Raw genomic sequence first — 26130 nt, 5'->3', positions numbered from 1 at the left:
ACGGCGATGGACACCGCGGACGACGGCACCCGGACGGCCCGATCCCTGGCGACGGCGCTGGGCGAGCTGCGCTTCGCCGAGCTGAGCAACGACCAGGCGACGGCCCGGATCATCGAGACGATCGCCGACTGGGGCGCCTCGTCCGGCTGGCGGGTCTACCGGCGGGCGCCGAGCGTCTTCCCGTTGCCGCCCCCGCTCAAGGGGAACTCGGTGCTCGACGTGGCCTGCGCCCGGCCCGGCGCGGCCCCGATCGCGATCGAGGTCGACCGGCTCGACCGGCCCCGCACGGTGGACAAGCTGCTGGCCGAGGCGGCGGCCGGGCGGGTGGCGATCTGGGTCCGCTGGGGCGCGGGGCCGTTCACCCCGCCGCCGCTGCCGGTGCACATGGTGACCCGGCCCGCCGCCCGAAAATCCGGTGTCTGGCATACGGTCTCGGAGCTGCCCCCGCCGAAGCACTCCTCGGCTCCGGTCCTCGCGGAGGCGGCCGAACTCCCCCTGACGGAAGGGCCTCAGCAATGACCGAGTCGCCGCAGCGGCGGGCCTGGCGCGTCACCGAGCCGGTCCACGCCATGATCTACTTCGTCCCGGAGGCGCCCGAGCGGTACGCCGCGCTCGGCGCCGGCCCGTCCGAGGGCTACTTCGCCTCCCGCGGCGCCGTCTTCGGCCCGACCGGCCCCGGCGTCGTCGCCGCCACGTTCTACAACTTCAACCCCGACCTCATCGCGCGGGCGCTGCCGGCGGTCTGGGAGAGGGCCACGCCGGCCGCGATGGTGGCGGCCCGGCTGGCCGCGGCCGACGCCGCGCTGACCCGAGGGCTGGGCGCCGAGACCCTGGCCTCGCCCGAGGTGGCCGAGGCGGCGGCGCTGGCCCGGCGGGCCGCTGAAGCGGCGGCCGCCTGGCCGCAGGGCCGCCCGCTGTTCGCGGCCCACCTCGCGCTGCCGTGGCCGGACGAGCCGCATCTCGTGCTCTGGCACGCCCAGATGCTGCTGCGCGAGTTCCGCGGCGACGGCCACGTGGCGGCCCTGCTGACCGCCGGCATCAGCGGCCTCGAAGCGCTCGTGCTGCACGTCGCCTCGGGCGAGATGGACGAGCGTTTCCTGCGCGTCAGCCGCGGGTGGGGCCGGGATCACTGGGCCGGGGCCGTCGAGACCTTAAGGACGCGGGGCCTGCTGGACGAAAGGTCTGACGAACTGACCGAGGCGGGCCGTGCACTGCGGGCCGAGGTCGAGGCGACCACCGACCGGCTGGCCGAGCCGGCGTACGACGCGATCGGGACCGACGCGTGCGTACGCCTGGCCGAGCTGACCCGGCCGCTGAGCCGCACATTGGTCAAGGCCGGGATGCTGAATCCGGCGGTTTACACGGAGGGACGATCGTGAGCACGGGGATAGTGACCGCGGCCCACCCAGCCACCTGGTGGGGGCAGTTCCAGGAGGTTTCCGAGCTGTTCGACGCCGCGACCGCGGCCGAGGGGATCTCCGACGTGATCACGCCGAAGATCGCCTCGCCGCTGCTGCGGCGTGAAGCCGAGATCGCGGCCGAGGTCGTGGTGCGCAGCCTCAACAAGCCCGGCAGCGAGGAGCTTGCCGAGCGGGCCACCAAGGCCACCGAGCGGCTGGTGGCCACGGTCGAGCGACTCAACGAGCGCTCCACCGGCGAGGCCGGCACGACCGAGGCGTACGCCCTGGTCCATGCCCTTCAGGGCCGGTTCGCCGAGGCGGCGGCGGAGATCGAGCCGGTGGTCGGCACCCAGCCGCTGATGAAGGCGTTCCTGAGCGCCATGCGGCTCGAGCAGTTCGACTCGGCGCTGGCCCTGCGGCTGCTGCGGGCCGGTCAGCGGCCGGAGATGGCCGTGCGCTCGGGCCGGGCCGTCGGCAAGTACGGCTGGTGGCCGACCTGGCTGCTCAGGGTGGTCACGGAACGGGCCGTCGCCGGCACCCTGGACGCCGAGACGATCACCGCCCTGGACCAGTGCGCGTACGCGGACCTGAGCCCGGCCCAGGCGCGGATCGCCCGCCGGCTGCTCGGCGGCGACGAGCAGCTGGTCGATTCGTCGGCGCATCGCCTCGAGAACCTGGGCGAGCACGACGCGGCGGCGAAGCTGCGCCAGGGCGACCTCACGTCGGTCGCCCTGGCCGCCCGCCTGATCACTTCCTGATGTTCATGCGCCGCCCGCGGTAAGCGTCACGGTGGCCGGCTGGAAGGACGTGCCGTTGACGTCCACGCCGGCCGCCTTGGCCGCGGTGATCGCCTGGTTGATGTAGTCGTTGGTGTAGGCCGGACCCTCCGGGGCCTTGGTCAGCACCGTGTCCCCGGTCTGGTTCTTGGTGGTCATCGAGATGTCCACCGTCTGCTTCCAGGCGGCGTCGTCGATGACGCCGATGCCGCCCGGAGCGGGCCAGATCAGCTTGCTGGTCTCGTTCATCTGCCACAGCTGGTGGCTCTTGCCGAGCTTGGAGCCCTTGGCCACGACGAGATCCCGGCACTTCTCGGCGTTGTCCCGGCAGAACGCCCAGCCCTTGATGGTGCCGGTCAGGAACTTCACGGTTTGCTGCTGGTACGCCGGGTCGTTGAGCTTCTCGGTGTTCGCCCAGACCGCGTCCTGCAGCATGGATGTGCCCTCGGACTTCCAGTCGATGATCGAGAAGTCGTCGGCGGTGTAAAGCTTGCCCGTCTGCGGATTCTTGGCCTCCAGCAACTGGGCGTACTCGTTGTAGCTCATCGCCTGAGCGGCGTCGATCTCCTTCTTGAGCAGCGCCTGCATGTCGAACTGCTGCTGCACGAGGGTGACGTCCTTACCGGGGTCGAGGCCGGCCTTGGTCATGCCGGCGAACAACTCGTACTCGTTGCCGAAGCCCCAGTTGCCGACCTTCTTGCCCTTCAGATCGGCCGCGGTCTTGATGCCGGAGTCCTTCCAGGCCACCTGATAGGTGCCGGAACGCCCGAAGATCTGGCCGACGTCGGTGATGCCGGCGCCCTGCTCGCGGCTCGCCAGCGCCTTCGGGACCCAGGCCACCGCGTAGTCGGCCTTGCCCTGCGCGAGCACGGTCTGCGGGACGATGTCGACGCCACCCTCGAGCAGCTGCACGTCCAGGCCCTGCTCCTTGTAGAAGCCCTGGTCGACGGCGGCGATGTAGCCGGCGAACTGGGCCTGGTAGAACCACTGCAGCTGCAGCTTGATCGGCGTCAGGGCGCCGCCGCTGCCGCCGGGGGTGGGGGTCGCATCCTGATCGGCCGTGCCGCAACCGGCCGCCAGGAGGGCCGACGCGGCTGCGATAGCAGTAAATATCTGGATTCTTCGCATCGATGCCTCCGAAGTGGGTTTCAAGGTCGTGCTGGTGGGTCAGGCGATCAGGCGGGTGCGCCAGGGCATGGCCAGGCGCTCGAGCAGGAGCGTGGTCAGGTAGAAGGCGAGGCCCAGCAGGCACGCGCCAACTACAAAGGCCCAGGCCCGGGGGTACGCGGTGAAGGCGGCGGCCGAGGTGATCCGTGACCCCAGGCCGGTTTGCAGCCCGCCGAAGTACTCGGCCACCACGGCGGCGATGACCGCCAGGGATGACGCCTGGCGCAGGCCGGTGAAGACGTAGGGGAGGGCGCCGGGCAGCCGCACCTTGCGGGCGAAGGTCCAGCCGCTCGCCGCGTAGGTGTGCATGAGCTCCTGATGGAGGGGGTCGACCTCGCGCAGGCCGCGCAGCGTGTTCACGAAGACTGGGAAGAACACGATGATCGCGGTGACGAGCCGGCGGGGGATGCTGCTCGTCGACTCGAACATGTTGTTGAGGATCGGGGCCAGGGCGATGATCGGCAGCGCGTTGAGCACGGCCGCGAACGGGAGGGAGACCTCGGTCAGCGGCCGGAACCGGCTGGCCGCCATGGCCGCCAGCACGCCCAGCACCGCCCCGCCGGCCAGGCCGATCAGCGCGTTGGCGCCGCTGGCCAGGGCGGCCTCCCACACGTTCTGCCGCTGAGCGACCAGCTCCCGCCAGATCGCCGACGGCGCGGGCAGGATGAACGGCGCGATCCGCCCCAGCGAGACGATCAGCTCCCAGGCCACGATGGCCGCGATCCCGACGGCGACGGGCGGGAGGACGCTACGGGCCCACTTCATGACGCGGTCTTCAGCGGTGCGCCCCGCAGGGCCTGGCGGACCTCGGTGATCTTGTCGAAGTAGGCGGGGGACTGGCGGCCGGCGTCGTCGCGGCTGGGCAGGCCGACCGTGATCGACGCCGTGATGCGGCCGGGGCGGGCCGACATGACGACGACCCGGTCGGAGAGGAACACCGCCTCCGAGATGGAGTGGGTGACGAAGACCGTGCTGGTCCCGGTCTTGGCGCAGATGCCGAGCAGCTCCGACTGCAGGCGTTCGCGGGTCATCTCGTCCAGGGCTCCGAACGGCTCGTCCATCAAGAGCAACGGCGGCTGTACGGCGAGAGCGCGCGCGATCGCCACCCGCTGCTGCATGCCGCCGGAGAGCTGGGCCGGGTAGTGCCCGCCGAAGTCCTCGAGCCCGACGAGCGCCAGCATCTGTTCGGCCCGCGTGCGGCGTGCAGCCTTGGTCATGCCGCGCAGCTCGAGCGGAAGCTCCACGTTGCGCAGCACGGTCCGCCACTCGAAAAGCCCGGCCTGCTGGAAGGCGATGCCGTACGCCTGCTCCTTGCGGGCCGTCCCGGCCCCCTTGCCGGCCACCGTGACCGTGCCGGTCGAGGGCGGGATCAGGTCGGCGATCAGCCGCAGCAGCGTGCTCTTGCCGCAGCCGGACGGCCCGATCAGCGACACGAACTCGCCGTCGCCCACGGTGAGGTCGACATCGGACAGGGCGACCACTTCGTCCGTACGTCCCTGGTTGAAGGTCTTCGTGACGGAGGAAACGACGACCGCGCTCATAAAGTGACCACCTCCACGTGCCGGCGGTGCCGCATCAGGGGCAGCTCCAGCAGGCTGACGAGACCGGCGACGACGAGGCCGAGCAGGGCGGCGCCGAGCATCGCGGTGTAGACCTTCGCGGGGTCCGAGGTGGCCTCGCGCGAGTATTCGATGATCAGGCGGCCGATGCCGCCGCGGGTGCCGGTGGAGATCTCGCCGACCACCGCCCCGACCACCGCCGCCGCCCCGGCCAGGCGCAGGGCCGGGAAGAGGTACGGCAGCGAGGCCGGGAACCGGAGCTTGACCAGCGTGCGCCACCAGCCGGCGGCGTAGCTGCGCATCAGCTCGACCCCGCTGGCCGACGGCGACTGCAGGCCGCGCAGCATGCCCACCGCCACCGGGAAGAACGCCAGGTAGGCGGCGATCACCGACACCGTGGCCCAGGCCGGCATGATCGTGCCGCCCCAGCCGGCCACCAACGGCGCCAGCGCCACCAGGGGGACGGTCTGACTGAGGATGACGTACGGCAGCAGGCCGCGCTCGACGATCCGGAAGCGCTCCATCGCCACCGCCAGCAGCAACCCGACGAGCGCCCCGATCACGAACCCGGCCGCGGTGATGCCGAGCGTGAACAGACACGCCTGCACCACCACGATCCAGACCGGCCGGCCGCCCGTGAGCTCCGGGCGGCCGAGGCGGTCCAGCACTGTCCACACGTGCGGCATGGACAGGTCGTCGGCGCGGGGCAGGACCCGCACGCCGAAGAGCACGGTCCCGTCCGGGCTCCCGACCACCTTGTAGCCCTCCCAGAGCGCCACGGCGACCGCGAGCCCGATGACGGCGTACAGCACCTTTCTCACGAGAGCGCCGGGATGATGTGATCGCCGTACGCCCGGAGGGTCTCCTCTTTGGCGTCGTGCTGCAGATAGACCGCGAACTGGTCGACCCCGAGCGCGCGCAGCTCCTCGAGCCGCTTGAGGTGCTGCTCGACCGGGCCCAGGATGCAGAACCGGTCGACGATCTCGTCCGGCACGAACGTGGTGTGCGTGTTGCCGGCCCGCCCGTGCTCGGCGTAGTCGTAGCCCTCGCGGCCCTTGATGTAGTCGGTGAGCACCGGCGGCACCGTGCCGTCCGAGCCGTAGCGGGCCACGATGTCGGCCACGTGGTTGCCGACCATCCCGCCGAACCAGCGGGTCTGTTCCCGCTGATGGTCGAGATCGTCACCGACGTACGCCGGCGCGGCCACGCAGAACTTGATCGCCATCGGATCCCGTCCCGCGGCCTCGGCCGCTCGCCGGACGGCCCCGATCATCCAGGCCGCGATGTCCGGGTCGGCGAGCTGCAGGATGTAGCCGTCACCCACTTCGCCGGTCAAGGCCAGGGCTTTGGGGCCGTACGCGGCGACCCAGACCTCCAGCCGGCTGTCCGCCGCCCACGCGAGCTGCTGCTCCTTGCCCCTGAGCAGCACCTTCCCGCCATTGGCCAGACCACGGATGACCTGTACGGACTCGCGCAGCTGGGCCAGGCTCTGCGGCTGGGCGCCGAGCACCCGCAGCGCCGAGTCACCCCGGCCGATGCCGCAGACCGTGCGGTTGCCGTACATCTCGTTGAGGGTCGCGAAGAGCGAGGCCAGGACCGTCCAGTCCCGGGTGCCCGGGTTGGTGACCATCGGGCCGACGATCACCCGTTCGGTCTCGTCGAGGATCTTCGAGTAGACGACGAACGGCTCCTGCCACAGCACGTGCGAGTCGAACGTCCACACGTGGCTGAACCCGGCCGCCTCGGCCTGTTTGGCGTATTCGACGACCTGCATGGCCGGTGGGTTGTTCTGGAGTACCACTCCAATGTCCATGGGCGGTCCCCTCAGACCAGGTAGTCGGAGAGCGAGCGGGGGACGTACTTGCCGCGGCCGGCCCGGCCTGTGTACTCGCCACCGCGCGAGATGACCTCGCCGCGGGACAGGACGGTGTCGACCTTGCCGTCGATCTCCCAGCCCTCCCAGGCCGAGTAGTCCATGTTCATGTGGTGCGTCTCGACGCTGATCCGGGTCCGCCCGTTCGGGTCGTAGAGCACGATGTCGGCGTCCGAGCCGGGCGCGATGATGCCCTTCTTGGGGTACATGCCGAACATCCGGGCCGGCGTGGTGGCGATCGTCTCGACCCAGCGGGCCAGCGACAGCTTGCCGTCCACGACGCCCTGGTAGAGCAGGTCGACCCGGTGCTCGACGCTGCCGATCCCGTTCGGGATCTTGGAGAAGTCGCCGAGGCCCATCTCCTTCTGATCCTTCATGCAGAACGGGCAGTGGTCGGTCGAGACCACTGACAGGTCGTTGGTGCGCAGGCCCTGCCACAGGTCGGCCCGGTGGCTCTCGTGCTTGCTGCGCAGGGGAGTGGAGCAGACCCACTTGGCGCCCTCGAACCCGGGCGCGCCGAGCTGGTCCTCCAGGGTCAGGTAGAGGTACTGCGGGCAGGTCTCGGCGAAGACGTTGCGGCCCAGGTCGCGGGCGGCCTTGACCTGCTCGAGGGCCTTGGAGGCGCTCAGGTGCACGATGTAGAGCGGGCAGTCGGCGGCCACACTGGCCAGCCAGATGGCCCGGCTGGTGGCCTCCGCCTCGAGCTCCTGCGGGCGGGTGATGCCGTGGTAGACCGGGTCGGTCTCGCCGCGCTCCAGCGCCTGCTTGACCAGCACGTCGATGGCCGGGCCGTTCTCCGCGTGCATCATGATCAGGGCGCCGTTGTCGCGCGCCTTCTGCATGGCCCGCAGGATCTGCCCGTCGTCGGAGTAGAAGACGCCCGGGTAGGCCATGAACAGCTTGAAACTCGTGATGCCCTCGCTGGCCACGAGCTGGTCCATGGCCTTGAGCGAGTCGTCGTCGACCCCGCCGACGATCATGTGGAAGCCGTAGTCGATGTGGCACGTGTCCGCGGTCTTGGCGTGCCACGCGGCCAGGCCGTCCTGCACGACCTCGCCGTACCGCTGAATGGCGAAGTCGATGATCGTGGTGGTCCCGCCGATGGCGGCGGCCTTCGTGCCGGTGTCGAAGGTGTCGCTGGCCTCGGTGCCGCCGAACGGCATCTGCATGTGGGTGTGGGCGTCGATCGCGCCCGGGATGACGTACTTGCCGGTGGCGTCGATGACCTCCGGGCCCTCGGGCGCCCGCCCCGGTGCGAAGACGGCCGCGATCGTCTCGCCGTCGATGAGCACGTCGGCCGCGTACGGCCCGGTCGGCCCGATGACCGTCCCGCCCTTGATCAGGGTGCTCACAGCTCCACCGTCCGGGTGTAGCTCTCGGGCCGGCGGTCGCGGTAGAACTGCCAGCGCTCGCGGACCGTCTTGATCAGGCCGAGGTCGAGGTCGCGGACGATCAGCTCCGGCTGATGGGTGTCGCCGACCTCGCCGACGAACTTGCCCTCGGGGTCGACGAAGTAGCTCTGGCCGTAGAAGTCGTCGTCGCCCAGCTCCTCGATGCCGACCCGGTTGATGGCGCCGATGAAGTACTCGTTGGCGACCGCGCTGGCCGGCTGTTCCAGCTGCCAGAGGTACGAGCTCAGGCCGCGGCTGGTGGCCGACGGGTTGAAGACGATCTGCGCGCCGCCCAGGCCCAGCTCACGCCAGCCCTCCGGGAAGTGCCGGTCGTAGCAGATGTAGACGCCGACCTTGCCGACCGCGGTGTCGAAGACCGGGTAGCCCAGGTTGCCGGGGCGGAAGTAGAACTTCTCCCAGAAGCCGTTCACCTGCGGGATGTGGTGCTTGCGGTACTTGCCGAGATAGGAGCCGTCGGCGTCGACGACGGCCGCGGTGTTGTAGAGGACGCCCTCCTGCTCCTTCTCGTACATCGGCAGCACCATGACCATCCCGAGCTCGGCGGCCAGGGCCTGGAAGCGCTCGGTGGTGGGGCCGGGGATCGACTCGGCGTACTCGTAGTAGGCGGCGTCCTGGACCTGGCAGAAGTACGGGCCGTAGAAGAGTTCCTGGAAGCAGATCGCCTTCGCGCCCTGGGCGGCGGCGTCGCGGGCATAGTCCTCGTGGGCCTTGATCATCGATTCTTTGTCACCCGTCCACGTGGTCTGGACGAGGGCGGCGCGAACGACGTCGGACATGACTGCTGCCCCTCTCAATTGATCTTTATGAGCGTTCACACGGCCGAAACAGGCCTGTGATCGTGTGTCTACTCCCCGTCATAGGCCCTGCGCTAGGGCTTGCTTGTCGCGCTCTGATGCCGTAGGACACTAACGACACAGATTCATGCGAACAATTGCCCGTACGTAACGGAATGTTTCTGAGAGGTAATTTGATCGGGCCGATAGTGGACGCTGTGGACGATCGCAGCGCCCGGGGAATCGCTGCGGCCATCAGCCGTCTGATCACGGCCGGAACGCTGCCGGCCGGGGCCCGGCTGCCGACGGTCCGCGACGTCGCGCGGTCCTTGGGTGTCAGCCCGACGACGGTCAGCGAGGCGTGGCGCAGCCTGACCCGGGTCGGGGTCCTGCAGACGCGCGGGCGCTCGGGCACGTTCGTGGCGGCTGTCCCCTCGCGCCGGCGCCTGCGCTTCACGCAGATGGGCGCCGTGGGCGCGCTCGAGCAGGACCTCTCCACCGGGATCCCCGACCATGATCTGCTGCCGGACCTGACGGACGCGCTGAAACGCATCGGGGACGGGCGGCTGACGTCCAGCTATCTCGACGCACCGGTGCTGCCCGGGCTGGAGGAGGCGTTGCGGGCGCGGTGGCCCTTCGCCCCGGAGTCCCTGACCGTGGTGGACGGCGCCTTGGACGCGCTCGACCGGGTGATCGGGGTGTCCGTGCGCTTCGGCGATCACGTGATCGTCGAAAATCCGGCCTTCCCGCCGCTGCTCGACCTGCTGCAAGCGGTCGGCGCTTCCGTGATCGGCGTCCCGCTGGACGACTCGGGCATGGTCCCGGACCGGCTGGAAGCGACGCTGTCGTCGACCCCCGTGGTCGCCGTCTTCCTGCAGCCCCGGGCCCACAATCCGACCGGCGTGAGCATGACCGCGGCCCGGGCGGCGTCCCTGGCGACGATCATCGCCGGGTCTCCCGAGGTGCTGGTGATCGAGGACGATCACGCGGGCGACATCGCCTCGGCGCCACCGGTCAGCCTGGGGTCGCCGCAGACCGTCCACATCGCCGGCTTCTCCAAGTCGCACGGACCCGATCTGCGGCTGGCCGCGATCGGCGGCCCGGCCCGGGTGATCTCGGCGGTGGCGGACCGCCGGCTGCTCGGCCCCGGCTGGTCCTCGCGCCTGCTCCAGGCCGTCCTGCTCGACCTGCTCACCGACCCCGCGGCCGCCGCCCAGATCGCCGACGCGCGCGACGCCTACGCGACACGGCGCGCCGCGTTGCTGACGGCCCTGCACGCGCGCGGCGTGACGGCATCCGCCGACGACGGCATCAACCTGTGGATGGCCGTCGACGACCAGCAGATGGCCATGGTCTCGCTGGCCGCCCACGGCATCGCGGTCGCCCCCGGCGCCCCCTTCTGCGTGACCCCCCTGCCCACCGACCACGTCCGCGTCACTGCCGGCCTGGTCGCCACCGACGTCGGCCCCTTGGCCGACGCCCTGGCCACCGCCGCCCACCTGACCAGCCGCGGCAGCGGCCCCCGAACCCGCCCCCACCCCCGCGGCTGGCGATGAGTACACCGTCGCCCAACCCCGCGCCCGCGCCGCCCGCACTTACCCCCGCGCCGCCCGCGGCCACCCCTGCGCCGCCCGCGGCCACCCCTGCGCCGCCCGCGGCCACCCCTGCGCCGCCCGCGGCCACCCCCACGCCCAATTCGGATTTGTCCGTTTTAATGGTTAGGAGCCCCTCATGAGCGACGATCTGCTGGCCCGCCACCGCGCTGTGCTGCCGAGCTGGATGCCGACCTACTACGGCGACGACGCCCTGGAGATCGTCAAAGGTGACGGCCGCCGCGTCACCGGGAGCGACGGTCGTTCCTATCTGGACTTCTTCGGTGGGGTGCTCACCACGATGGTCGGCTACGACATCCCCGAGATCAACGAGGCTGTCCAGCGCCAGCTCGCCACCGGCGTCGTGCACACCTCGACCCTCTACCTGATCAAGCAGCAGGTCGAGCTGGCCGAGAAGATCGCGCGGCTGTCCGGCATCCCCGACGCGCGGGTCTTCTTCACCAACTCGGGGACCGAGGCCAACGAGACCGCGCTGCTGATGGCGACGAACCTGCGCCGCTCCAACCAGATCCTGGCCATCAAGAACAGCTACCACGGCCGGACCTTCGCCACCATGGCCGTCACCGGGCACCGCAGCTGGTCGTCGAGCGCGCTCACCCCGCTCAACGTCTCGTGGCTGGCCTCGGGCGACCGGCTGCGGGGGCGGATGGCCGGCCTGACCGCCGACCAGATCCTCGACGCCGCCGTGGACGATCTGCGCGAGGTGCTCACCACCGTCACCGCGGGGGATGTGGCGGCGCTGATCGCCGAGCCGGTGCAGGGCGTCGGCGGGTTCGTGGCCGGCCCGGACGGTCTGCTCGGGGCGTACCACAAGGTGCTGACCGAAAGCGGCATCCTGCTGATCGCCGACGAGGTGCAGACCGGCTGGGGGCGTACGGGCGAGCACTTCTGGGGTTATCAGGCCCACGGCGTCACGCCCGACCTGATCACCTTCGCCAAGGGGATCGGCAACGGCTTCGCGCTCGGCGGCGTGGTGGGCCGGGCCGAGGTGATGAACGCGGTGCCGGCGATCAGCTTCTCCACGTTCGGCGGCAACCCGCTCTCGGCGGCGGCCGGCAACGCGGTGCTCGACTACGTGCTCGACCACGACCTGCAGGGCAACGCGGCGCGGGTCGGCGCGATCCTGCTCGACGGGCTGCGCGCGCTCGATCTGCCCATCGTGGGGGAGGTGCGCGGCAAGGGACTGATGATCGGGGTCGAAATCGTCCATCCTGGAACGACCGAGCCCGATCCGGCGGCCACGCTCCGGGTCTTCGACGAGTGCCGGGCCGGTGGCCTGCTCGTGGGCAAGGGCGGACTCTACAGCAATGTGCTGCGGATGGGGCCGGCATTAACGCTCACCGAGGCCGAAGCCAGGGAGGGTCTGTCCATCCTGTCCGGTGCTCTGGCCCAGGTGGACGCGGAAAGCCGCATCTAAACGATGTTTTGTCCGGACAGCGAGAACTTTTGCTTGATCTGAAGAAACTTAGCTTCACTTTCGACGAAACAGATCGGTAACCTCATCGAACGACGTCGTTCGATAGGGGAGATCGCAATGCCGCAGTCACTGAACCGTCGTCAACTCCTCGGCGCCGCTGCGGCGGCCGGCGCCGCGGCGACCATCGCCGTACCAGGAGCCGCTCAGGCGGGCGGCTCCCACGGGGGCCACCTCAGCCGCGTCCCGCGTGACCAGATCAGCGTGCAGCTCTACACCTTGCGCAACCAGCTCGCGATCGACCTCGACGCGAGCCTCGCCGAGCTCGCCGAGATCGGCTACAAGCGGGTCGAGCACGCCGGCTTCGTCAACCGCACCGCCGCGCAGTTCCGGGCGGCCCTCGACAAGGCCGGCATCCGGGCCACCTCGGGCCACGTCGGCATCCCGCAGCCGTGGAACGCCGACACCTGGAAGCGGGCCCTCGAGGACGCCGCCATCGTCGGCAACAAGTTCATCGTCCACCCGTTCTTCGGGCAGGGCGCCAACGGCCCGATCCGCGACGCCGCCGTGTACAAGGCGTTCGCGGCCGACCTCAACAAGGCGGGCGCGCTGGCCCGCAAGGCCGGGCTGCAGTTCGGCTACCACAACCACCACGCCGAGTTCTTCCGCCAGAACGGGACCAGCCGGACCGGCATGGACATCCTGTTCGGCGAGACCGACCCGCGCCTGGTGCACTTCGAGGTCGACCTGTACTGGGCCTTCCGGGGCGCCCACGACCCGGTCGACATCATCAAGGAGAACCGCGGCCGCATCAAGCAGGTGCACGTCAAGGACCTCGACGTGAACGCGAGCTTCGCCGACCCCGGCGACGGGCTCATCGACTTCGGCCGCATCTTCGACCACTCGAAGGAAGCAGGACTCATCGAATACATCGTGGAGCGCGACGACGCCGGTTCCCCGCCGCGTACGCCCGAGCAGGCCCTCGTGACCGCGGAGCGCGGTTACGACTACCTCGCCGGATTGAGGTTCTGATGATTCGCAGACTGTCCATCCTGGGCGTAGTGGGCGTAGCCGCCCTGCTGACGCCCTCCGTGGCCGTGGCCGGCGGTGGATCGAGCGCGCCGCTGCCGCCGTCCTCCGACTTCCAGAAGGTCACCCTCAACGACTTCCCGGGCGAGCCGATCGCCCTCGCCGTCCTGCCCGACAAGCGCGTGCTGCACACGGCCCGCGGGGGACAGGTACGCATCCACGAGCCGGCCACCGGCCGTAACGTGCTCGCCGCGACCATCCCGGTCTACCTCCACGACGAGGAGGGCGTGCAGGGCATCGCCATCGACCCCGACTTCCAGCACAACAAGTGGGTCTACGTCTACTACTCGCCGGTGCTGAACACGCCGTCCGACGACCCGACGACGCCTCAGGTCAACGAGGGCGACGCCCCGACCGAGGGCACCGCGGCCGACTTCGCGCCGTTCAAGGGCCACCTGCAGCTGTCCCGCTTCAAGCTGGCCGGCAGCACGCTGCGCCTGAACACCGAGCAGAAGATCATCCAGGTGCCGGTCGACCGCGGCCAGTGCTGCCACGTCGGCGGCAAGATCGACTTCGACAGCAAGGGCAACCTGTACCTGTCGACCGGTGACGACTCCAACCCGTTCTCCTCCGACGGCTACGCGCCGCTGGACGAGCGGGCCAACCGCAACCCGGTCTTCGACGCCCAGCGCAGCGCGGCCAACACCAACGACCTGCGCGGCAAGGTGCTCCGGATCACGGTCGGCAAGAACGGCGGCTACACGGTCCCCAAGGGCAACCTCTTCAAGAAGGGGACCCCGAAGACCAGGCCGGAGATCTACGCGATGGGCCTGCGGAACCCGTTCCGCTTCACCATCGACCCGGACACCGACGTGATCTACCTGGGCGACTACTCGCCGGACGCGCAGAACGCGAACCCGGCCCGGGGCCCGGCCGGACAGGGTCGCTGGCTGGCCATCGACAAGCCGGCCAACTACGGCTGGCCCTACTGTGCCGACGCCGACAAGCCGTACGTGGACTACGACTTCGCCACCGGCACGTCGGGCGCCCCGTTCAACTGCGCGGCGCCGGTCAACGAGTCGCCCAACAACACGGGCCTGCGCAACCTGCCGCCGGTCGAGAAGGCGGAGATCGCGTACTCGTACGGCCTCAGCCCCCAGTTCCCGGAGCTCGGCACGGGTGGCATCGGCCCGATGGGCGGCCCGGCCTACGACTACGACCGGCGGCTGAACTCGCGGGTCAAGTGGCCGGAGGCGTTCGACGGCAAGCCGCTGCTGGGTGAGTGGACCCGCGACTGGGTCAAGGCGCTCACGCTCGACCGCCGCAACCAGGTCACGAAGATCGAGTCGGTGCTGCCGGAGCTCGTCTTCGACAACCCGATGGACCTCGAGTTCGGCCCCGACGGCGCGCTCTACGTCCTCGAGTACGGCGACGGCTACTTCGCCGAGAACCCCGACGCCCAGCTGGCCCGGTTCGACTACGTCCGCGGCAACCGCACCCCGATCGCCAAGGCCACCGCGACGCCCACCTCCGGTCAGGCGCCGCTGACGGTGCAGTTCTCCAGCGCCGGCACGACCGACCCGGACGGCGACACGCTGCGCTACGAGTGGTACTTCGACAACGACAACCGGGTCGACTCCCGGTCGCCGAACCCGACGTACACCTTCCGGCAGAACGGCAACTACCGCCCGACCCTGAAGGTCACCGACAGCACCGGCCGGTCCTCGTCGGCCGAGGTGATCCTGCCGGTCGGCACGGCGGCCCCGGTCGTCACGTTCACCTCGCCCCAGGCGGGCCAGCCGTTCCAGTTCGGTGACACGGTGAACTTCCAGGTCCAGGTGACCGACGACCAGCCGGTCGACTGCGCCCGGGTCACCGTGACCTACATCCTCGGCCACGACCAGCACGGGCACCCGCTCTCCACGGCGTCCGGCTGCAGTGGCTCGATCACCACGTTCCTCGACCCCGGTCACGCCGGGGCGGGCAACCTGACCGCGGTCTTCGTGGCGTCGTACACCGACACCGGAACCCCGGCCCAGACCGGCACGGCGACCGTCGTGCTGCAGCCCACAGCCTAGTTTGATGGCGTTTCGCCCGGCCGCGTTGTATAGCGCGGCCGGGCGATCCGTTTGCGGACGCGAAACTCCAGGTGTACGCCGGGTTAACGACGACGCAACATTTAGATGCTGATCACTTGAACCTTCCATGAGCTGATCCCCGGGGTGACGCTGGCTTCGTGACAGAGTCAACGGTCATCCTGGCCCTGGTGGTGGTGACGGCCCTCGGGTTCGATTTCACCAACGGGTTCCATGACACGGCGAACGCGATGGCCACGTCCATCGCCACCAAAGCGCTGCGGCCCAAGGTCGCTGTTGCCCTCTCGGGCATCCTCAACCTGATCGGTGCGTTCCTCTCCGTCGAGGTCGCGCTCACGGTCAGCAACGCTGTCGTCAAGATCCAGAACTCTGACGGTACGCCCAAGGACTCGCTCACCGCCGACGGCGGCTCGGCGCTCCTGCTCATCATCCTGGCCGGCCTCATCGGCGGCATCATCTGGAACTTGCTGACCTGGCTGCTGGGCCTGCCCTCGAGCTCGTCGCACGCGCTGTTCGGCGGCCTCATCGGCGCCACCATCGCCGGTCTGGGCTGGGCCGGCGTCAACTGGAACGGCGACGGCTCCAAGCTCGACGGCGTCGTCGGCAAGGTGCTTTTGCCGGCCGTGCTGTCCCCGGTCATCGCGGGCGTGGTGGCCGCCGTCGGCACCTGGCTCATCTACCGGATCACCGTCGGCGTCGCCAAGCGCTTCACCGACAACGGCTTCCGCTGGGGCCAGATCGGCAGCGCCTCGCTCGTCTCGCTCGCCCACGGCACCAACGACGCGCAGAAGACGATGGGCATCATCACCCTCGCCCTGATCGCCACCGGCGACTGGACCGACACCAAGAACATCCCGTTCTGGGTGAAGGCGTCCTGCGCCCTGGCCATCGCACTGGGCACCTATCTCGGCGGATGGCGCATCATCCGTACCCTCGGCAAGGGCCTCGTCGAGATCGCCCCGCCGCAGGGCCTCGCGGCCGAGTCCTCCTCGGCCGCGGTCATCCTGGCCTCCAGCCACCTCGGCTTCGCGCTGTCCACCACGCACGTGGCCACCGGCTCGATCCTCGGCTCCGGGGTCGGCAAGCCCGGCGCCCAGGTCCGCTGGCGGGTGGCCGGCCGCATGGTCGCGGCCTGGCTGATCACCCTGCCCTCGGCCGCCATCGTCGGCGCGCTGATGTGGTACCTGGCCGACCTGGTCGGCGGTCTGGGCGGCGCCATCGTGGTCTTCGTGGTCCTGCTGGCCGCGGCGGCCTTCATGTACCTGCGGTCGCGGCGCAAGCCGATCGACCACAACAACGTCAACGACGAGTGGGACGCGCCCGCGGCCGACGCGCCGCGCGAGCCGGCCGGAACGGCGGTCTGACATGAGCAACCTCGGATTCGCCCTCGAAGGCGCCTGGAAGGTCCTGGCCGCCGGCCTGGTCCTCGGGGCCGGCCTGCCCGCCCTGTTCGCGCTCGGCATCCGCTCCCTGGCCTGGGGCGCGGGTGGCGACGCGGAGGTCTCGCACGCCCGGCCCAACCCGGCCGGCAAGGTCATCGGCTATCTGCTCTTCGCGATCGTCATTTTCGGCGTGCTGCTGGGTATCACGTTCATCGTGGCCAGTGGCTTCGGCAAGACGATCAGCTTCGAGCACATCTTCCCGACGATCGTGGACAAGTGATGACCGACTCCCGCTCGAACTTCCTCACCCGCACCGTCGGCTGGCTCCGCGCGGGCTACCCGGCCGGCGTCCCCCGGCAGGACTACGTGGCCCTGCTCGGCCTGCTGCGCCGCAAACTGACCGAGGACGAGGTCCGCCAGATCGCCGCCGACCTGGCCACCCAGTCCGAGACCCAGGGCGGCGACGTGATCACCGCCGCCGACATCGAGGCCATGATCAACGACTCGGTCCTCCAGGAAGCCACCCCCGAGGACATCGTCCGCGTCTCGGCCCACCTGGCCGCCGGCGGCTGGCCCCTGGCCGACCCACCCCAGGACTGACCTGTCCTGACCCACGGCGCCGCCGGCCCCAGGCCGGCGGCGCCGTCATCCATCGGGGTCGTATACGCGGGAAAAGTCGTAGTTGGTAGCCCTTTTCGGTACCGTCCGTCTTCGTGGACGATCCGGACGACGACTCCTCGTGGCCCTTCGAGGGCACCGACACCCCGCAGGAGAGCCGTCTCGCCATCTGGCGCTGGATCCTCGGCATCCTGGTCATCGTCCTGCTCCTCTGCGGCGGCGCCTTCCTGGCCCTGAACGCCTGGCTCGGCCACCAGCTGGACAGATCCCGCGCCCGCGCCTCGCTGCCGGACTGCGCGCAATCCTGCTCCCGATGATCCGCGCGAAGGCTAGGACGGCGGGAAGAGCTTCCACTCACCCTCGGAGACGACCTCGACCTTGCCGTCGATCACCTTGAGGGCGGTGTCGTCGTCGATCGCATACGTCGCGGCGGGGATGTGCGAAGCCCACTTCTCGGCGTTGACGCGGGACGCGTCGGGGTGGTTCGGATTCTCGAAGTGGGGGATGACCGCGAAGTCGACTAGGCCGGCGCCCTCGGCGGTGACCATGAGGCGGTGAACGTCGCCGAAGACAGCGGGCTCGACCTTGACCGGGTTGTCGGTGCCGGCCGGCGGCTCGGTGTAGGTCTCGACGAACGTGGTCGCGGCGGCGATGGCGCCGGCGCTGACTCCCACGTAGACGACCTCAGGAAGCAGGGCGGTCAGGCCCGATCGGCGCATCTCGTTGGCCAGGAACAGCGGATCGCCGCCGCCGAACAGCAGGGCGTCGGCCTCGCGGACCGTGGGCGCCCAGGTGTCGAAGTCGATGCTCGGCAGCGCGGTCAGCTCCAGCAGGCCCAGCGCCTTCCACCCCAGGTCGCACAGCGGCGTCGGCCCCTGGCCCAGGAACGTGCGGGCCGCCATGTACGGACCCCCGGGGAACGGATAGAGGGCGGTGGGCACGAAGAGCGCGCTCGCCTCCTCGATCGGTTTGCCCAGCAGCTCGACCAGGGCCTCGCGGATGGTGTCGTTCTTGATGCCGGCGGAGGTGAGGAGCGCTTTCATGGCCGGAGGATACGCTCAGCGCAGCTGCTCCAGGGGGTAGTGAACTCCGGTCAGGTCTTCGGAGAGCTGCCACAAGCGGCGGCCGGTCTCGAGGTCGGTGGCGGCGGGCGCCGGGGCGAGCGCCTTGGGGGCGCCGCGCAGCTCGCCGGGGCCGCCGGGCCCGATCAGCTGTCCACTCCGGGCGGCCGGATCGGTCGCCGCGTGCAGGATCGGGCGGGCGCCCTTCTCGGCCGAAACGGCCAGCAGCGGGTTGCCGATTTTAGTGAGGAACAGGCGGTTGAGGCTGGGCCGCATGCCCGCCTGGAGGCCGGTGACGGCGTAGCCGGGATGGGCCAGGAGGCTCTGTACGGGTGACCCGGCGGCGGCCAGGCGGCGGTGCAGCTCCAGGCCGAAGACGGCGTTGGCCAGCTTGGACTGGTTGTAGAGGGCGGACGGGCTACCCGCGCCGAGGTCGGCGAAGTTGAGGCGGCCCTTCTTGGCCAGCACCGAGGTGACGGTGACGACCCGGCCGGTGATCCGGTCGAGCAGGAGGCCGGTCAGCGCGAAGTGGGCCAGGTGGTTGACGGCGAACTGGAGGTCGGCGCGGGGCGGGGCCATCACACCGGCGTTGTTGATGAGGACGTCGACTCGGCCGACGGTGGCGGCGAAGGCGCGGACGGAGCCGAGGTCGGCCAGGTCGGCGTGGCGGATGTCCACGGCGGCGGGCAGCACGGCGCGGGCCTTGCGTTCGTCCCGGACGGCGGCGATGACGTGCTCGCCGCGGTCGGTGAGGGCGCGCGCGGTGGCCAGGCCCAGGCCGCTGGAGGCGCCGGTGATAACAACGGTCATGTGACTCACGCTGCCACCGGTGGCACTGAGTGTCAAGCGGGGCATGGCATATCCTGCGCGCATGGTGGACGAGCGCGGGCTGACGATGGCGCAGCGCAAGCGGCAGGTCGTGAGCGACGAGCTGAAGGTGGCGGCGCTGCAGCTGATGGCGGCCCGGGGCTTCGACACGGTCACGGTGGACGAGATCGTGGCGGCGGCGGGAGTATCGCGGCGCACGTTCTTCCGGTACTACGCGTCCAAGGAGGACGTGGTCGTCGAGATGCTCGAGACCCTCGGCGACCAGATGCGGGCCGAGCTGGCGAGCCGGCCGGCCGGTGAGCCGACGGCGGTGGCGCTGCGGCACGCGGTGGAGGTCGCGGTGCTCGACTGCGCGGGCAACACCGGCAAGGCGCTGCCGGTGGTCCAGCTCGTCCTGCGGACGCCGGCGCTCTACGCGCGCTCGCTGGAAAGGCAAACGGCCTGGCGGTACGCGATGACGGCCGTCCTCGCCGCGCGACTGGGACGCGACACCGCGACCGACATGTACCCGGGACTCGCGGTGGGCGTCGCGCTGACCGCGCTGGAGGACGTGCTGCGGCGCTGGGCGGAGAGCGACGGGAAGTCGGATCCGCTGGAGTTGACCGCACGCGCCTTCGACGTCATCACGCCCGCGCTGAGCGAATAGGCGGAGCCCCCGCGACTGTCGCGGGGGCTCCGGAGAACCGTCAGTCGAAGGCGAGCGTGCGGGAAAGCACGCCGATGTCGGGCTGGTCGGTGAAGAGACCGTCGATGCCGGTCTTCAGGTAGGTGATCTGCTCGTCGATGGCGCGGCCATAAGCGTTGGGGTCGGCACCCACGCGGTAATCGGCCGGCAGGAACTGGTTCTCGGCGCGGAACGTGTAGGGGATGACCTTGAGGCCGGCCGCGTGGGCGTCCCTCACCAGCGACGTCGGGGTGGCCAGGTTGCCCTCGGCGGTGCGCGGAATGACCTGGCTCTTGTCGGGCCCGATGCCATCGACGTAGGTCGACAGCTCCTTGAGGCCCGCGGGCGTCAGATACTGCGCGTACGTCTTGGTGTCGTTGAACGGCGAACCGGTGGCCGAGGTCAGGAAGACCAGGTTGACCTGTACGCGGTACTTGTCGTTGAGGTCCTTGAGGTTGGCCGCCTCGAACGACTGGATCCACACCTTGGCCCCGCGCTTGTTGAGCCGGGCCCGGTCGAGGGCGCGTACCAGCGGCGTCTCGAGCTCGAGGCCGAGGCGGCGGAAGTACGTGGGGTGCTTGGTCTCCGGGATGACACCGATGTCGCGGCCGAGATCCTTGGACAGCCGGGCCCGCAGCTCCAGCACCTCGGTGAAGGTCGGCACCTCGAACAGCTTGTCGTAGAGCGTGTTCTCCTGGCGCACGGCGGGCAGGCGCTCGACCGCCCGCAGCGTCTTCAGCTCGGCCAGGGTGAAGTCGTCGGTCCACCAGCCGGTGACGCTGACGCCGTCGAGGAGCACGGTCCGCTTACGGCCGGCGAACTCGGGACGTGACGCCACATCGGTCGTGCCGCTGATCTCCGGCTCGTGCCGGCAGACCAGCACGTGGTCCTTGGTCGAGACCAGGTCGGGCTCGATGTAGTCGGCGCCCATCCGGGCCGCGAGCTCGTACGACGCGAGCGTGTGCTCCGGGCGGTAACCGGAGGCGCCGCGGTGGCCGAAGATCTCCTTCTTGACCCGCGGGTGCGCTTCGGCCGGGGCGGCAACGGCCGTACCCAGCGCGGGCGCGGCGGCGGCGACGGCGCTCATGCGCAGCACCTGACGTCGGTCGGGCACGAGGTCCTCCACGGGACTCGGTGCCGGCGACCGTCGCCGGTAGGTCCCGCGCAGAGTCGATGCCACGCGATCAACGCTGCGGGAACAGTGACGTAGCGATCACGGAAACTGCGCGAAAAGGGCGAACCGTTCACTTCGCGTTTACTCCCGGGTCGCGCCGGTAGGTACGCTCGGGTGATGTTCTCGCCCCGGGGTCCGTCGCTGCGCGAACTGGTCGTCCAGGCGATGTCCTCGGTCGAGCACGGCTACGACCTGCTGGCACCCAAATTCGATCAGACCCCGTTCCGTACGCCTTCTCGCGTGCTCGAAGCAACGACAGCGGCATTGCCCGGACCGTTCGCGAACGGCCTGGACGTCTGCTGCGGCACCGGGGCGGGATTGTCGGTCCTGTCCTCGGTGTGCACGTCGGTCACCGGGGTCGATTTCAGCGCGGGGATGCTGGCCGAGGCCCATCGCGCGCATCCCGCGGCCACATTGGTGCGAGCCGATGCCCGGTCGCTGCCCTTCGCCGCTTCGTTCGACCTCGCGGTGACGTTCGGGGCGCTCGGGCATTTCCTTCCCACCGAGCGCCCGGCCGTTTTCGAGGGCGTCCACCGGGCGCTGAAACCGGGCGGAACCTTCGCTTTCCCGATCGGCGAGACGCCGCCCGTGGCCTCGGTCGCGGGCCTGGCCACGCTCGGTTTCGACGTCGCCATGCGGGTGCGGAACGCGGTGTGGCGCCCCCCGTTCGTGATGTATTACCGCACCACACCGCTGCCCGCGCTCCGCGCCGACCTGACCGCGGCCGGCTTCACCGTCGTCTCGGCCGACGTGATCACGCCGGGCTGCCGCCTGCTGCTCGCGCGTAAGTGATGTGGGTGACCAGCGAGGCCGCCCGCACCCGGACCGGCTTGAGATGAAGCGGCGGCACGCCGTCGAAGAGGCGCTCGCCGTCTCCCGCGCGGGCGAGAGCTTCCTTGATGCCGCCGGTGACGAAGTGGAAGGTCGTCCCGCCCTGCATCCACCGGGTCAGCTCGCCGACCGGGCCGTCGCCGAACGGCTTCTCCAGCCTCTGGTTGACTCCAGCGGTGAAGCCGTCGGCGGAGACCGCGAGGTCACAGGTGATGTAGGCCGTGACTCAGCACGGTAGGCCAGACCGGTTGTAAACTGCAAGCGGTACGGCGAAAGGGAGAACCACATGGCCGGCGATCACCGTTCCGGGTGTCCCATCAACCTGTCGCTGGAGGTCTTCGGTGACAAATGGTCGCTGATCATCATCCGCGACATGATGTTCGGCAACCGCCGCCACTTCCGCGCCCTGCTGACCGAGTCGGAGGAGGGCATCGCCTCCAACATCCTGGCCGACCGCCTGGCCCGCCTCACCGAGCTCGGCATGATCACCTCGGCCCCGGACCCGTCCCACAAGCAGCGCATCCGGCTCAGCCTGACCGAGCCCGCCATCCAGCTCGTCCCGGTCCTGGCCCACCTCGGCGCCTGGGGCCGCCGCCACCTCCCGGTCAGCCGCGAGCTGTCCATCCGCGCCGAGCTCCTGGAGCGCGGCGGCCAGCCGCTGTGGGACGACTTCATGGACGAGCTGCGCGAACTGCACCTGGGCATCCCGCGCCCACCCGGCACCCCGTCCGTCCTGGGCGGCCTGACCGAGGCCTACCTGGCCGAACTGGCGGCCGGCAAATAGGCACTAAGGTGAGCGCGTGACCGACACGACCGCGGCCGAGGTGATGGCCGAGCTGGCAACGCTCGAGGACCCGGCCTTGCGCGCCGCGAACGAGAAGCGCGGCGACGACCACGGCGTCAACCTCACCCGGCTGCGCGCGGTCGCGAAGCGGCTGAAGACGCAGCAGGAGCTGGCCCGGGAGCTCTGGGCGACCGGCGACACCGCGGCCCGGCTGCTGGCCCTGCTGATCTGCCGGCCGAAGCTGTTCGACCGCGCCGAGCTCGACCGGATGCTGCGCGAGGCCCGCGCCCCGAAGGTGCACGACTGGCTCGTCAACTACGTGGTCAAGAAGAGCCCGTGGGCGGAGGAGCTGCGCCTCGCGTGGCTGGCCGACCCCGATCCGGCCGTCGCCAGTGCCGGCTGGGCCTTGACCACCGAGCGGGTCGCCAAGAGGCCCGCCGGCCTCGACCTCGCCGCCCTGCTCGACGTCATCGAGGCGGAGATGAAAGGCGCGCCCGACCGTCTGCAGTGGGCGATGAACCACTGCCTGGCCCAGATCGGCATCTCCCACCCGGGATCGCGCGACCGGGCGATCGGCATCGGCGAGCGCCTGGAGGTGCTCAAGGACTACCCCACACCGCCCAACTGCACCTCGCCGTACGCCCCGATCTGGATCACCGAGATGGTGCGGCGCCAATAGACGTCGAAGCGTACCGAGCCGCCTTCAGCTACCGAGACATCCCGGCTGAGGTCGACCTCGTCTGTACGTGGTTCGCCCGTCACCACGGCGGCCCGCCCCACCGCGTGCTGGAGCTGGCCGCCGGCCCCGCCGACCACGCCCGCGAGTTCGCCCGCCGTGGCATCCCGGCCACCGCCCTGGACCTCTCCGCCGCCATGTGCGCCAGCGCCCGCACCCGCGCCACCGGCCTCCCGCTCCAGGTGGTCCAGGCCGACATGACCGACTTCGACCTGCCCCACCGCTTCGACCTCGCCCTGCTCATGCTCGACTCGGCCGCGCTGCTGCTGACCGACGAGGCGATGACCGGCTTCCTCACCCGTACGGCCGAGCACCTGGCCCCTGCCGGCCTGCTCATCGTGGACCTCGCCGCCCCCGCCGGCGCCGATCCGGACTGGACGATCGGCGACGTGCGGACCCGGTGGGGCTCCCCCCAGGACGTCCACGACCAGGTCACAGGCATAAGGCAGGTGCGCGTACGCATCTCCGTAGCCCACGAGACAGTCGTCGACACCATCATCCCGGCCCGCCCCTGGACCGCCGCCGAACTGACCCGGCTCACCTCTTTGGAGCCGATCGCCCGCTACGGCTCCATGACCGCCGACCTCCCGGCCACCGACCCGCGCGCCCACCGCGAAATCCTCATCCTCCGCCGACCCGCCTGATCATCGTTCGAGGTCTTCGTCACGCAGCTTCCGGAGTTGCCTCGCGGTGGCGTAGCCGGCCCAGTCCTGCCCGCTGTCGGTGTTCCAGGCGCCGCGGTGAGTGGAGTTGACCGGAACGCCGACGTCGCCGAGGTGGATCGCCATCCATGACCCCCATGGCCTCCGCCGCGCGCACCGGAGCAGCAGCCGCCGAGTCCTGGAGATATGCGGTGAGCTTGGTGATGCCTCCTCGGCGATGACTCCGGACAGCCACCGCAGGTCAGGCTCGACGAACGGCCGCCGTCGCCCGCGGGGCGGGCTCCCAGATCAACCCGCGAAGGCGGAGCCCCTCGGACAGGGCAGCCGGCGTGGTCCACCGCAACGAGGCGGAGGCGGTCAGTGGCCGTGCGCCGGCCGGCTCCTCCGGTGAATGTTCGGGGGTCGTCATCCCCTGATGATTCACCACGAGCACGGCCCGCAGCCGGACAGCGAGGCCGACTGCCGACGGTCACTCCGCCTCGAAGCCGCCGTGGTCGCGGGCGACCGCCAGCCACGCCAGCCAGGCCGCCCACCTCGGGTCGATCTCGAGACGTACCCGCAGGGCCGTCGGTGCTTGCGCGTACGCCGCGAGGGCCTCGTCGATTTCCTGCGCCGTCACGAGCCACGGACCGTTGGACAGCAGCTTGAACGACGGGATGCCGCCCATCCCGGTCAGTTCCATCTTCTCGACGATGTCGTGGAAGCGGCGGTAGCGGAACTCCGTGGGAAATTCCTCCCCGGGCCGAGCGGCCGCGGCCTCGGCCACGAGCCGGTCGTGGTGCGCCGTGCAGTTGGGTCGGTGCTCGCAGGGCCGCCCGGACTGCCGGCAGGCGTACATCTGGGAGAACGCGACCACGACATCGGCCAGCTCCAGATCGATACCCACTACTCAGGCCTCCTGGCGGCGGGCGCGCAATCCTCGCGCGGCGTCACCGATCAGGCCGAGGCCGATCAGGCTCAGGACCAGGCCGAGAGTCGTGTCGGCCTCCACGAAGGTCTGGAGGGTGATCCCCGTGAGGAACGCCGCGCCCCCGCCCACTCCGCGCCAGAGCAGCCGCCTTCGCGAGGTCGGCGGTTCCTGCGGCCGCAGCGGCTGATCCAGGAGCGCGGCCAGCTCCCGATAACCGGCTCGGGTGCCGATCGCGGCCCGCTCGGCCGGGTTCGCGGCGTAGTGCCGTATCGCCCCAGCGACGAACGCCGACGACGCGGCCTCGAACGGGACCCGATGCGGCCGCACGACGAGCCCCTTCCGGACCACCTGCTCGGGATGGGCGACCCGGAGATCGACGTGGTGGTCGTCCCGCGCGGGCCGCTCGGCCGACAGCGCCGTCCACGGGATGAAGACCGACCCGCCCGACTGGTCGCCGCGGATCCCGTCGCCGGTCAACTCGGCGCCCGCCCCGCGCCACGCCGCCGGTCCCGCCGCCACGACCCCCGCGCCCAGCAGCACCATCACGAAGACCCAGCCGCCGTCCCGGTCGCCGTGCGCCCACGCCCAGCCGCCCGCCCCGCCGATCGCCGCCGCCGCGGCCAGCAGGAACAACCCCGTAAAGACAGGGGCGGCACTGCGTGGCGTACGGAACGAGCGCCGCTCCTCGTCGACCTCGAACCCGGCCTCGTCCGCCCGCCGCCGAAAGCCCACCGCCACCATCGCCCCGGCCAGCAGCGCCGCCCCCGCGACGGTCAGCATGTCTACCAGCTCCCCGGTCGGCTCGGCCGCCTGCCGCACCGCCCCCGCCACAGCCAGCCCCGCGAACAACAGCGCCGTGACCAGCAGCCGCCCCCGATACCGCACCACCACCCCGGAAAACCGCAAGATCACGCCACGACTGTACGGCCACCGCGCGACCGGAAGTTCGCCCGAACCGCCCCGACCCCCAGCCCGCCAGCCCCACCCACCAGAGAACGTCGGCCACCTGCACCACCACCACCGACCCGAAAACCCCGGCCACCCCCCAAACGAACAGCACCTCAAACGGCCCGCCGGGCAAACTCAGCGGCGCACACGAGAACCACAGCACGACGTGAACCCAGTACGAATCCACCGCAACCTGGGCGAGCCGCAGCCCGAGCGCCACCCCGACGTAGCCGAACGTCACCACGAGCCCCGACCCGCTCAGCCCAACCCGCCGCACCCAAACTTGAACGGGACTGTGCCACGAGAGGTGTTTCCGGCCCGACATGCCAGGCTGAAGACCTGGCGGGATGGGCACCGTGAGTGATGACATCGAACGTTATGAGTCCACGGAAGAAGACCGAGGGTGACGGGCGGCAGCTG

The 26130-nt window shown here is 70.4% G+C and carries 30 protein-coding genes; 16 read left to right on the top strand and 14 right to left on the bottom strand.

The genetic code is table 11. The features are described from left to right. Nucleotides 1-6 precede the first annotated feature (6 nt). The 3 genes from AB0J66_RS36050 to AB0J66_RS36040 are packed head-to-tail and all read left to right on the top strand — an operon-like array spanning nucleotide 7 to nucleotide 2158. Complete coding sequence (locus AB0J66_RS36050; RefSeq protein WP_364670680.1) at nucleotides 7-519, top strand: hypothetical protein; 513 nt, start codon at nucleotides 7-9, stop codon at nucleotides 517-519. Beyond that, nucleotides 516-1379, top strand: coding sequence for a hypothetical protein (locus AB0J66_RS36045; RefSeq protein WP_364670677.1), 864 nt, complete (start codon nucleotides 516-518; stop codon nucleotides 1377-1379). Before AB0J66_RS36050 ends, AB0J66_RS36045 begins: the two co-directional genes overlap by 4 nt. After that, complete coding sequence (locus AB0J66_RS36040) at nucleotides 1376-2158, top strand: hypothetical protein (RefSeq protein ID WP_364670674.1); 783 nt, start codon at nucleotides 1376-1378, stop codon at nucleotides 2156-2158. The genes AB0J66_RS36045 and AB0J66_RS36040 overlap by 4 nt, the downstream gene beginning before the upstream one ends. A 3-nt stretch (nucleotides 2159-2161) precedes the next feature. Here AB0J66_RS36040 and AB0J66_RS36035 read toward each other — a convergent pair whose 3' ends face one another. The 7 genes from AB0J66_RS36035 to AB0J66_RS36005 are packed head-to-tail and all read right to left on the bottom strand — an operon-like array spanning nucleotide 2162 to nucleotide 8963. Continuing rightward, a complete protein-coding gene (locus tag AB0J66_RS36035; RefSeq protein ID WP_364670671.1) occupies nucleotides 2162-3304 on the bottom strand; it encodes an ABC transporter substrate-binding protein in 1143 nt (380 codons plus the stop codon). Nucleotides 3305-3343: 39 nt separating this feature from the next. Beyond that, on the bottom strand, nucleotides 3344-4108 hold the full coding sequence (locus tag AB0J66_RS36030; protein ID WP_364670669.1) for an ABC transporter permease: 765 nt from the start codon (nucleotides 4106-4108) through the stop codon (nucleotides 3344-3346). Further along, nucleotides 4105-4884, bottom strand: coding sequence for an ABC transporter ATP-binding protein (locus AB0J66_RS36025; RefSeq protein ID WP_364670666.1), 780 nt, complete (start codon nucleotides 4882-4884; stop codon nucleotides 4105-4107). The genes AB0J66_RS36030 and AB0J66_RS36025 overlap by 4 nt, the downstream gene beginning before the upstream one ends. Then, nucleotides 4881-5723 (bottom strand): ABC transporter permease subunit, encoded by an 843-nt coding sequence (locus tag AB0J66_RS36020; protein ID WP_364670663.1) that lies wholly within the window; start codon nucleotides 5721-5723, stop codon nucleotides 4881-4883. Before AB0J66_RS36020 ends, AB0J66_RS36025 begins: the two co-directional genes overlap by 4 nt. Further along, a complete protein-coding gene (locus tag AB0J66_RS36015) occupies nucleotides 5720-6715 on the bottom strand; it encodes a TIGR03842 family LLM class F420-dependent oxidoreductase (RefSeq protein ID WP_364670660.1) in 996 nt (331 codons plus the stop codon). The genes AB0J66_RS36020 and AB0J66_RS36015 overlap by 4 nt, the downstream gene beginning before the upstream one ends. A gap of 11 nt (nucleotides 6716-6726) precedes the next feature. Further along, a complete protein-coding gene (gene hydA, locus AB0J66_RS36010; protein ID WP_364670657.1) occupies nucleotides 6727-8127 on the bottom strand; it encodes a dihydropyrimidinase in 1401 nt (466 codons plus the stop codon). Continuing rightward, a complete protein-coding gene (locus AB0J66_RS36005; protein ID WP_364670654.1) occupies nucleotides 8124-8963 on the bottom strand; it encodes a nitrilase-related carbon-nitrogen hydrolase in 840 nt (279 codons plus the stop codon). Before AB0J66_RS36005 ends, hydA begins: the two co-directional genes overlap by 4 nt. Nucleotides 8964-9178: 215 nt before the next feature. On the opposite strand from AB0J66_RS36005, the gene AB0J66_RS36000 reads away from it, so the two are divergent. The 8 genes from AB0J66_RS36000 to AB0J66_RS35965 all read left to right on the top strand — a co-directional run bounded on the left by AB0J66_RS36000 (nucleotide 9179) and on the right by AB0J66_RS35965 (nucleotide 17429). Continuing rightward, complete coding sequence (locus tag AB0J66_RS36000; protein ID WP_364670651.1) at nucleotides 9179-10516, top strand: aminotransferase class I/II-fold pyridoxal phosphate-dependent enzyme; 1338 nt, start codon at nucleotides 9179-9181, stop codon at nucleotides 10514-10516. Nucleotides 10517-10691: 175 nt separating this feature from the next. Next, a complete protein-coding gene (locus tag AB0J66_RS35995) occupies nucleotides 10692-11990 on the top strand; it encodes an aspartate aminotransferase family protein (protein ID WP_364670649.1) in 1299 nt (432 codons plus the stop codon). Between the two features lie 117 nt (nucleotides 11991-12107). Further along, nucleotides 12108-13019, top strand: coding sequence for a sugar phosphate isomerase/epimerase (locus AB0J66_RS35990; protein WP_364670646.1), 912 nt, complete (start codon nucleotides 12108-12110; stop codon nucleotides 13017-13019). Continuing rightward, nucleotides 13019-15094 carry a PQQ-dependent sugar dehydrogenase gene (locus AB0J66_RS35985; protein WP_364670644.1) on the top strand — a complete coding sequence of 692 codons (2076 nt, stop codon included), beginning with the start codon at nucleotides 13019-13021 and terminating at the stop codon, nucleotides 15092-15094. Before AB0J66_RS35990 ends, AB0J66_RS35985 begins: the two co-directional genes overlap by 1 nt. A 158-nt stretch (nucleotides 15095-15252) precedes the next feature. Further along, nucleotides 15253-16476 (top strand): inorganic phosphate transporter, encoded by a 1224-nt coding sequence (locus AB0J66_RS35980; RefSeq protein WP_364670642.1) that lies wholly within the window; start codon nucleotides 15253-15255, stop codon nucleotides 16474-16476. A 1-nt stretch (nucleotide 16477) separates the two neighbouring features. Further along, nucleotides 16478-16774 carry a hypothetical protein gene (locus AB0J66_RS35975; RefSeq protein WP_364670639.1) on the top strand — a complete coding sequence of 99 codons (297 nt, stop codon included), beginning with the start codon at nucleotides 16478-16480 and terminating at the stop codon, nucleotides 16772-16774. Beyond that, nucleotides 16774-17094 (top strand): DUF3349 domain-containing protein, encoded by a 321-nt coding sequence (locus AB0J66_RS35970; RefSeq protein ID WP_364670637.1) that lies wholly within the window; start codon nucleotides 16774-16776, stop codon nucleotides 17092-17094. Before AB0J66_RS35975 ends, AB0J66_RS35970 begins: the two co-directional genes overlap by 1 nt. Before the next feature lie 113 nt (nucleotides 17095-17207). Further along, the gene (locus tag AB0J66_RS35965) at nucleotides 17208-17429 is read left to right on the top strand and encodes a hypothetical protein (RefSeq protein ID WP_364670635.1); all 222 of its coding nucleotides are present in this window, start codon (nucleotides 17208-17210) and stop codon (nucleotides 17427-17429) included. Nucleotides 17430-17441: 12 nt separating this feature from the next. On the opposite strand, the gene AB0J66_RS35960 is transcribed toward AB0J66_RS35965, so the two are convergent. Together AB0J66_RS35960 and AB0J66_RS35955 are read right to left on the bottom strand one after the other, a co-directional pair. Beyond that, nucleotides 17442-18155, bottom strand: coding sequence for a Type 1 glutamine amidotransferase-like domain-containing protein (locus tag AB0J66_RS35960; protein ID WP_364670632.1), 714 nt, complete (start codon nucleotides 18153-18155; stop codon nucleotides 17442-17444). A gap of 15 nt (nucleotides 18156-18170) precedes the next feature. Next, complete coding sequence (locus AB0J66_RS35955; protein WP_364670629.1) at nucleotides 18171-18983, bottom strand: SDR family NAD(P)-dependent oxidoreductase; 813 nt, start codon at nucleotides 18981-18983, stop codon at nucleotides 18171-18173. A gap of 61 nt (nucleotides 18984-19044) precedes the next feature. On the opposite strand from AB0J66_RS35955, the gene AB0J66_RS35950 reads away from it, so the two are divergent. Continuing rightward, entirely contained in the window at nucleotides 19045-19647 is a 603-nt protein-coding gene (locus AB0J66_RS35950; protein ID WP_364670626.1) for a TetR family transcriptional regulator, read from the top strand. Between the two features lie 40 nt (nucleotides 19648-19687). Here AB0J66_RS35950 and AB0J66_RS35945 read toward each other — a convergent pair whose 3' ends face one another. Then, on the bottom strand, nucleotides 19688-20779 hold the full coding sequence (locus AB0J66_RS35945) for a glycerophosphodiester phosphodiesterase (RefSeq protein WP_364670623.1): 1092 nt from the start codon (nucleotides 20777-20779) through the stop codon (nucleotides 19688-19690). 177 nt (nucleotides 20780-20956) lie between these two features. Between AB0J66_RS35945 and AB0J66_RS35940 the strand changes: the two genes are divergently transcribed. Then, nucleotides 20957-21631 (top strand): class I SAM-dependent methyltransferase, encoded by a 675-nt coding sequence (locus tag AB0J66_RS35940; protein WP_364670620.1) that lies wholly within the window; start codon nucleotides 20957-20959, stop codon nucleotides 21629-21631. Here AB0J66_RS35940 and AB0J66_RS35935 read toward each other — a convergent pair. Continuing rightward, nucleotides 21594-21779, bottom strand: a complete 186-nt coding sequence (locus tag AB0J66_RS35935; protein WP_364670618.1) for a hypothetical protein — start codon at nucleotides 21777-21779, stop codon at nucleotides 21594-21596. The genes AB0J66_RS35940 and AB0J66_RS35935 overlap by 38 nt on opposite strands. A gap of 177 nt (nucleotides 21780-21956) precedes the next feature. On the opposite strand from AB0J66_RS35935, the gene AB0J66_RS35930 reads away from it, so the two are divergent. The 3 genes from AB0J66_RS35930 (at nucleotide 21957) to AB0J66_RS35920 (ending at nucleotide 23834) form a co-directional block, all read left to right on the top strand. Then, nucleotides 21957-22454: a helix-turn-helix domain-containing protein gene (locus tag AB0J66_RS35930; protein ID WP_364670615.1), complete on the top strand. Its 498-nt coding sequence runs from the start codon at nucleotides 21957-21959 to the stop codon at nucleotides 22452-22454. Nucleotides 22455-22470: 16 nt separating this feature from the next. Continuing rightward, nucleotides 22471-23133, top strand: a complete 663-nt coding sequence (locus AB0J66_RS35925; RefSeq protein WP_364670612.1) for a DNA alkylation repair protein — start codon at nucleotides 22471-22473, stop codon at nucleotides 23131-23133. A 104-nt stretch (nucleotides 23134-23237) separates the two neighbouring features. Then, nucleotides 23238-23834: a class I SAM-dependent methyltransferase gene (locus AB0J66_RS35920; protein WP_364670610.1), complete on the top strand. Its 597-nt coding sequence runs from the start codon at nucleotides 23238-23240 to the stop codon at nucleotides 23832-23834. Here the strand turns inward: AB0J66_RS35920 and AB0J66_RS35915 are convergent, their stop codons facing one another. The 3 genes from AB0J66_RS35915 to AB0J66_RS35905 all read right to left on the bottom strand — a co-directional run bounded on the left by AB0J66_RS35915 (nucleotide 23835) and on the right by AB0J66_RS35905 (nucleotide 25674). Beyond that, a complete protein-coding gene (locus AB0J66_RS35915) occupies nucleotides 23835-23978 on the bottom strand; it encodes a hypothetical protein (protein WP_364670607.1) in 144 nt (47 codons plus the stop codon). It lies immediately after the preceding gene. 343 nt (nucleotides 23979-24321) lie between these two features. Continuing rightward, the gene (locus tag AB0J66_RS35910) at nucleotides 24322-24738 is read right to left on the bottom strand and encodes a hypothetical protein (RefSeq protein WP_364670604.1); all 417 of its coding nucleotides are present in this window, start codon (nucleotides 24736-24738) and stop codon (nucleotides 24322-24324) included. Between the two features lie 3 nt (nucleotides 24739-24741). Further along, entirely contained in the window at nucleotides 24742-25674 is a 933-nt protein-coding gene (locus tag AB0J66_RS35905) for a hypothetical protein (protein WP_364670601.1), read from the bottom strand. Nucleotides 25675-26130: the final 456 nt, after the last annotated feature.

Origin of the sequence: Actinoplanes sp. NPDC049598 (genome assembly GCF_040675435.1) — a bacterium.
Taxonomy (GTDB): domain Bacteria; phylum Actinomycetota; class Actinomycetes; order Mycobacteriales; family Micromonosporaceae; genus Actinoplanes.
Note: the sequence above shows the minus strand (reverse complement) of the source record. Positions and strands in the feature narration are given on the sequence as shown.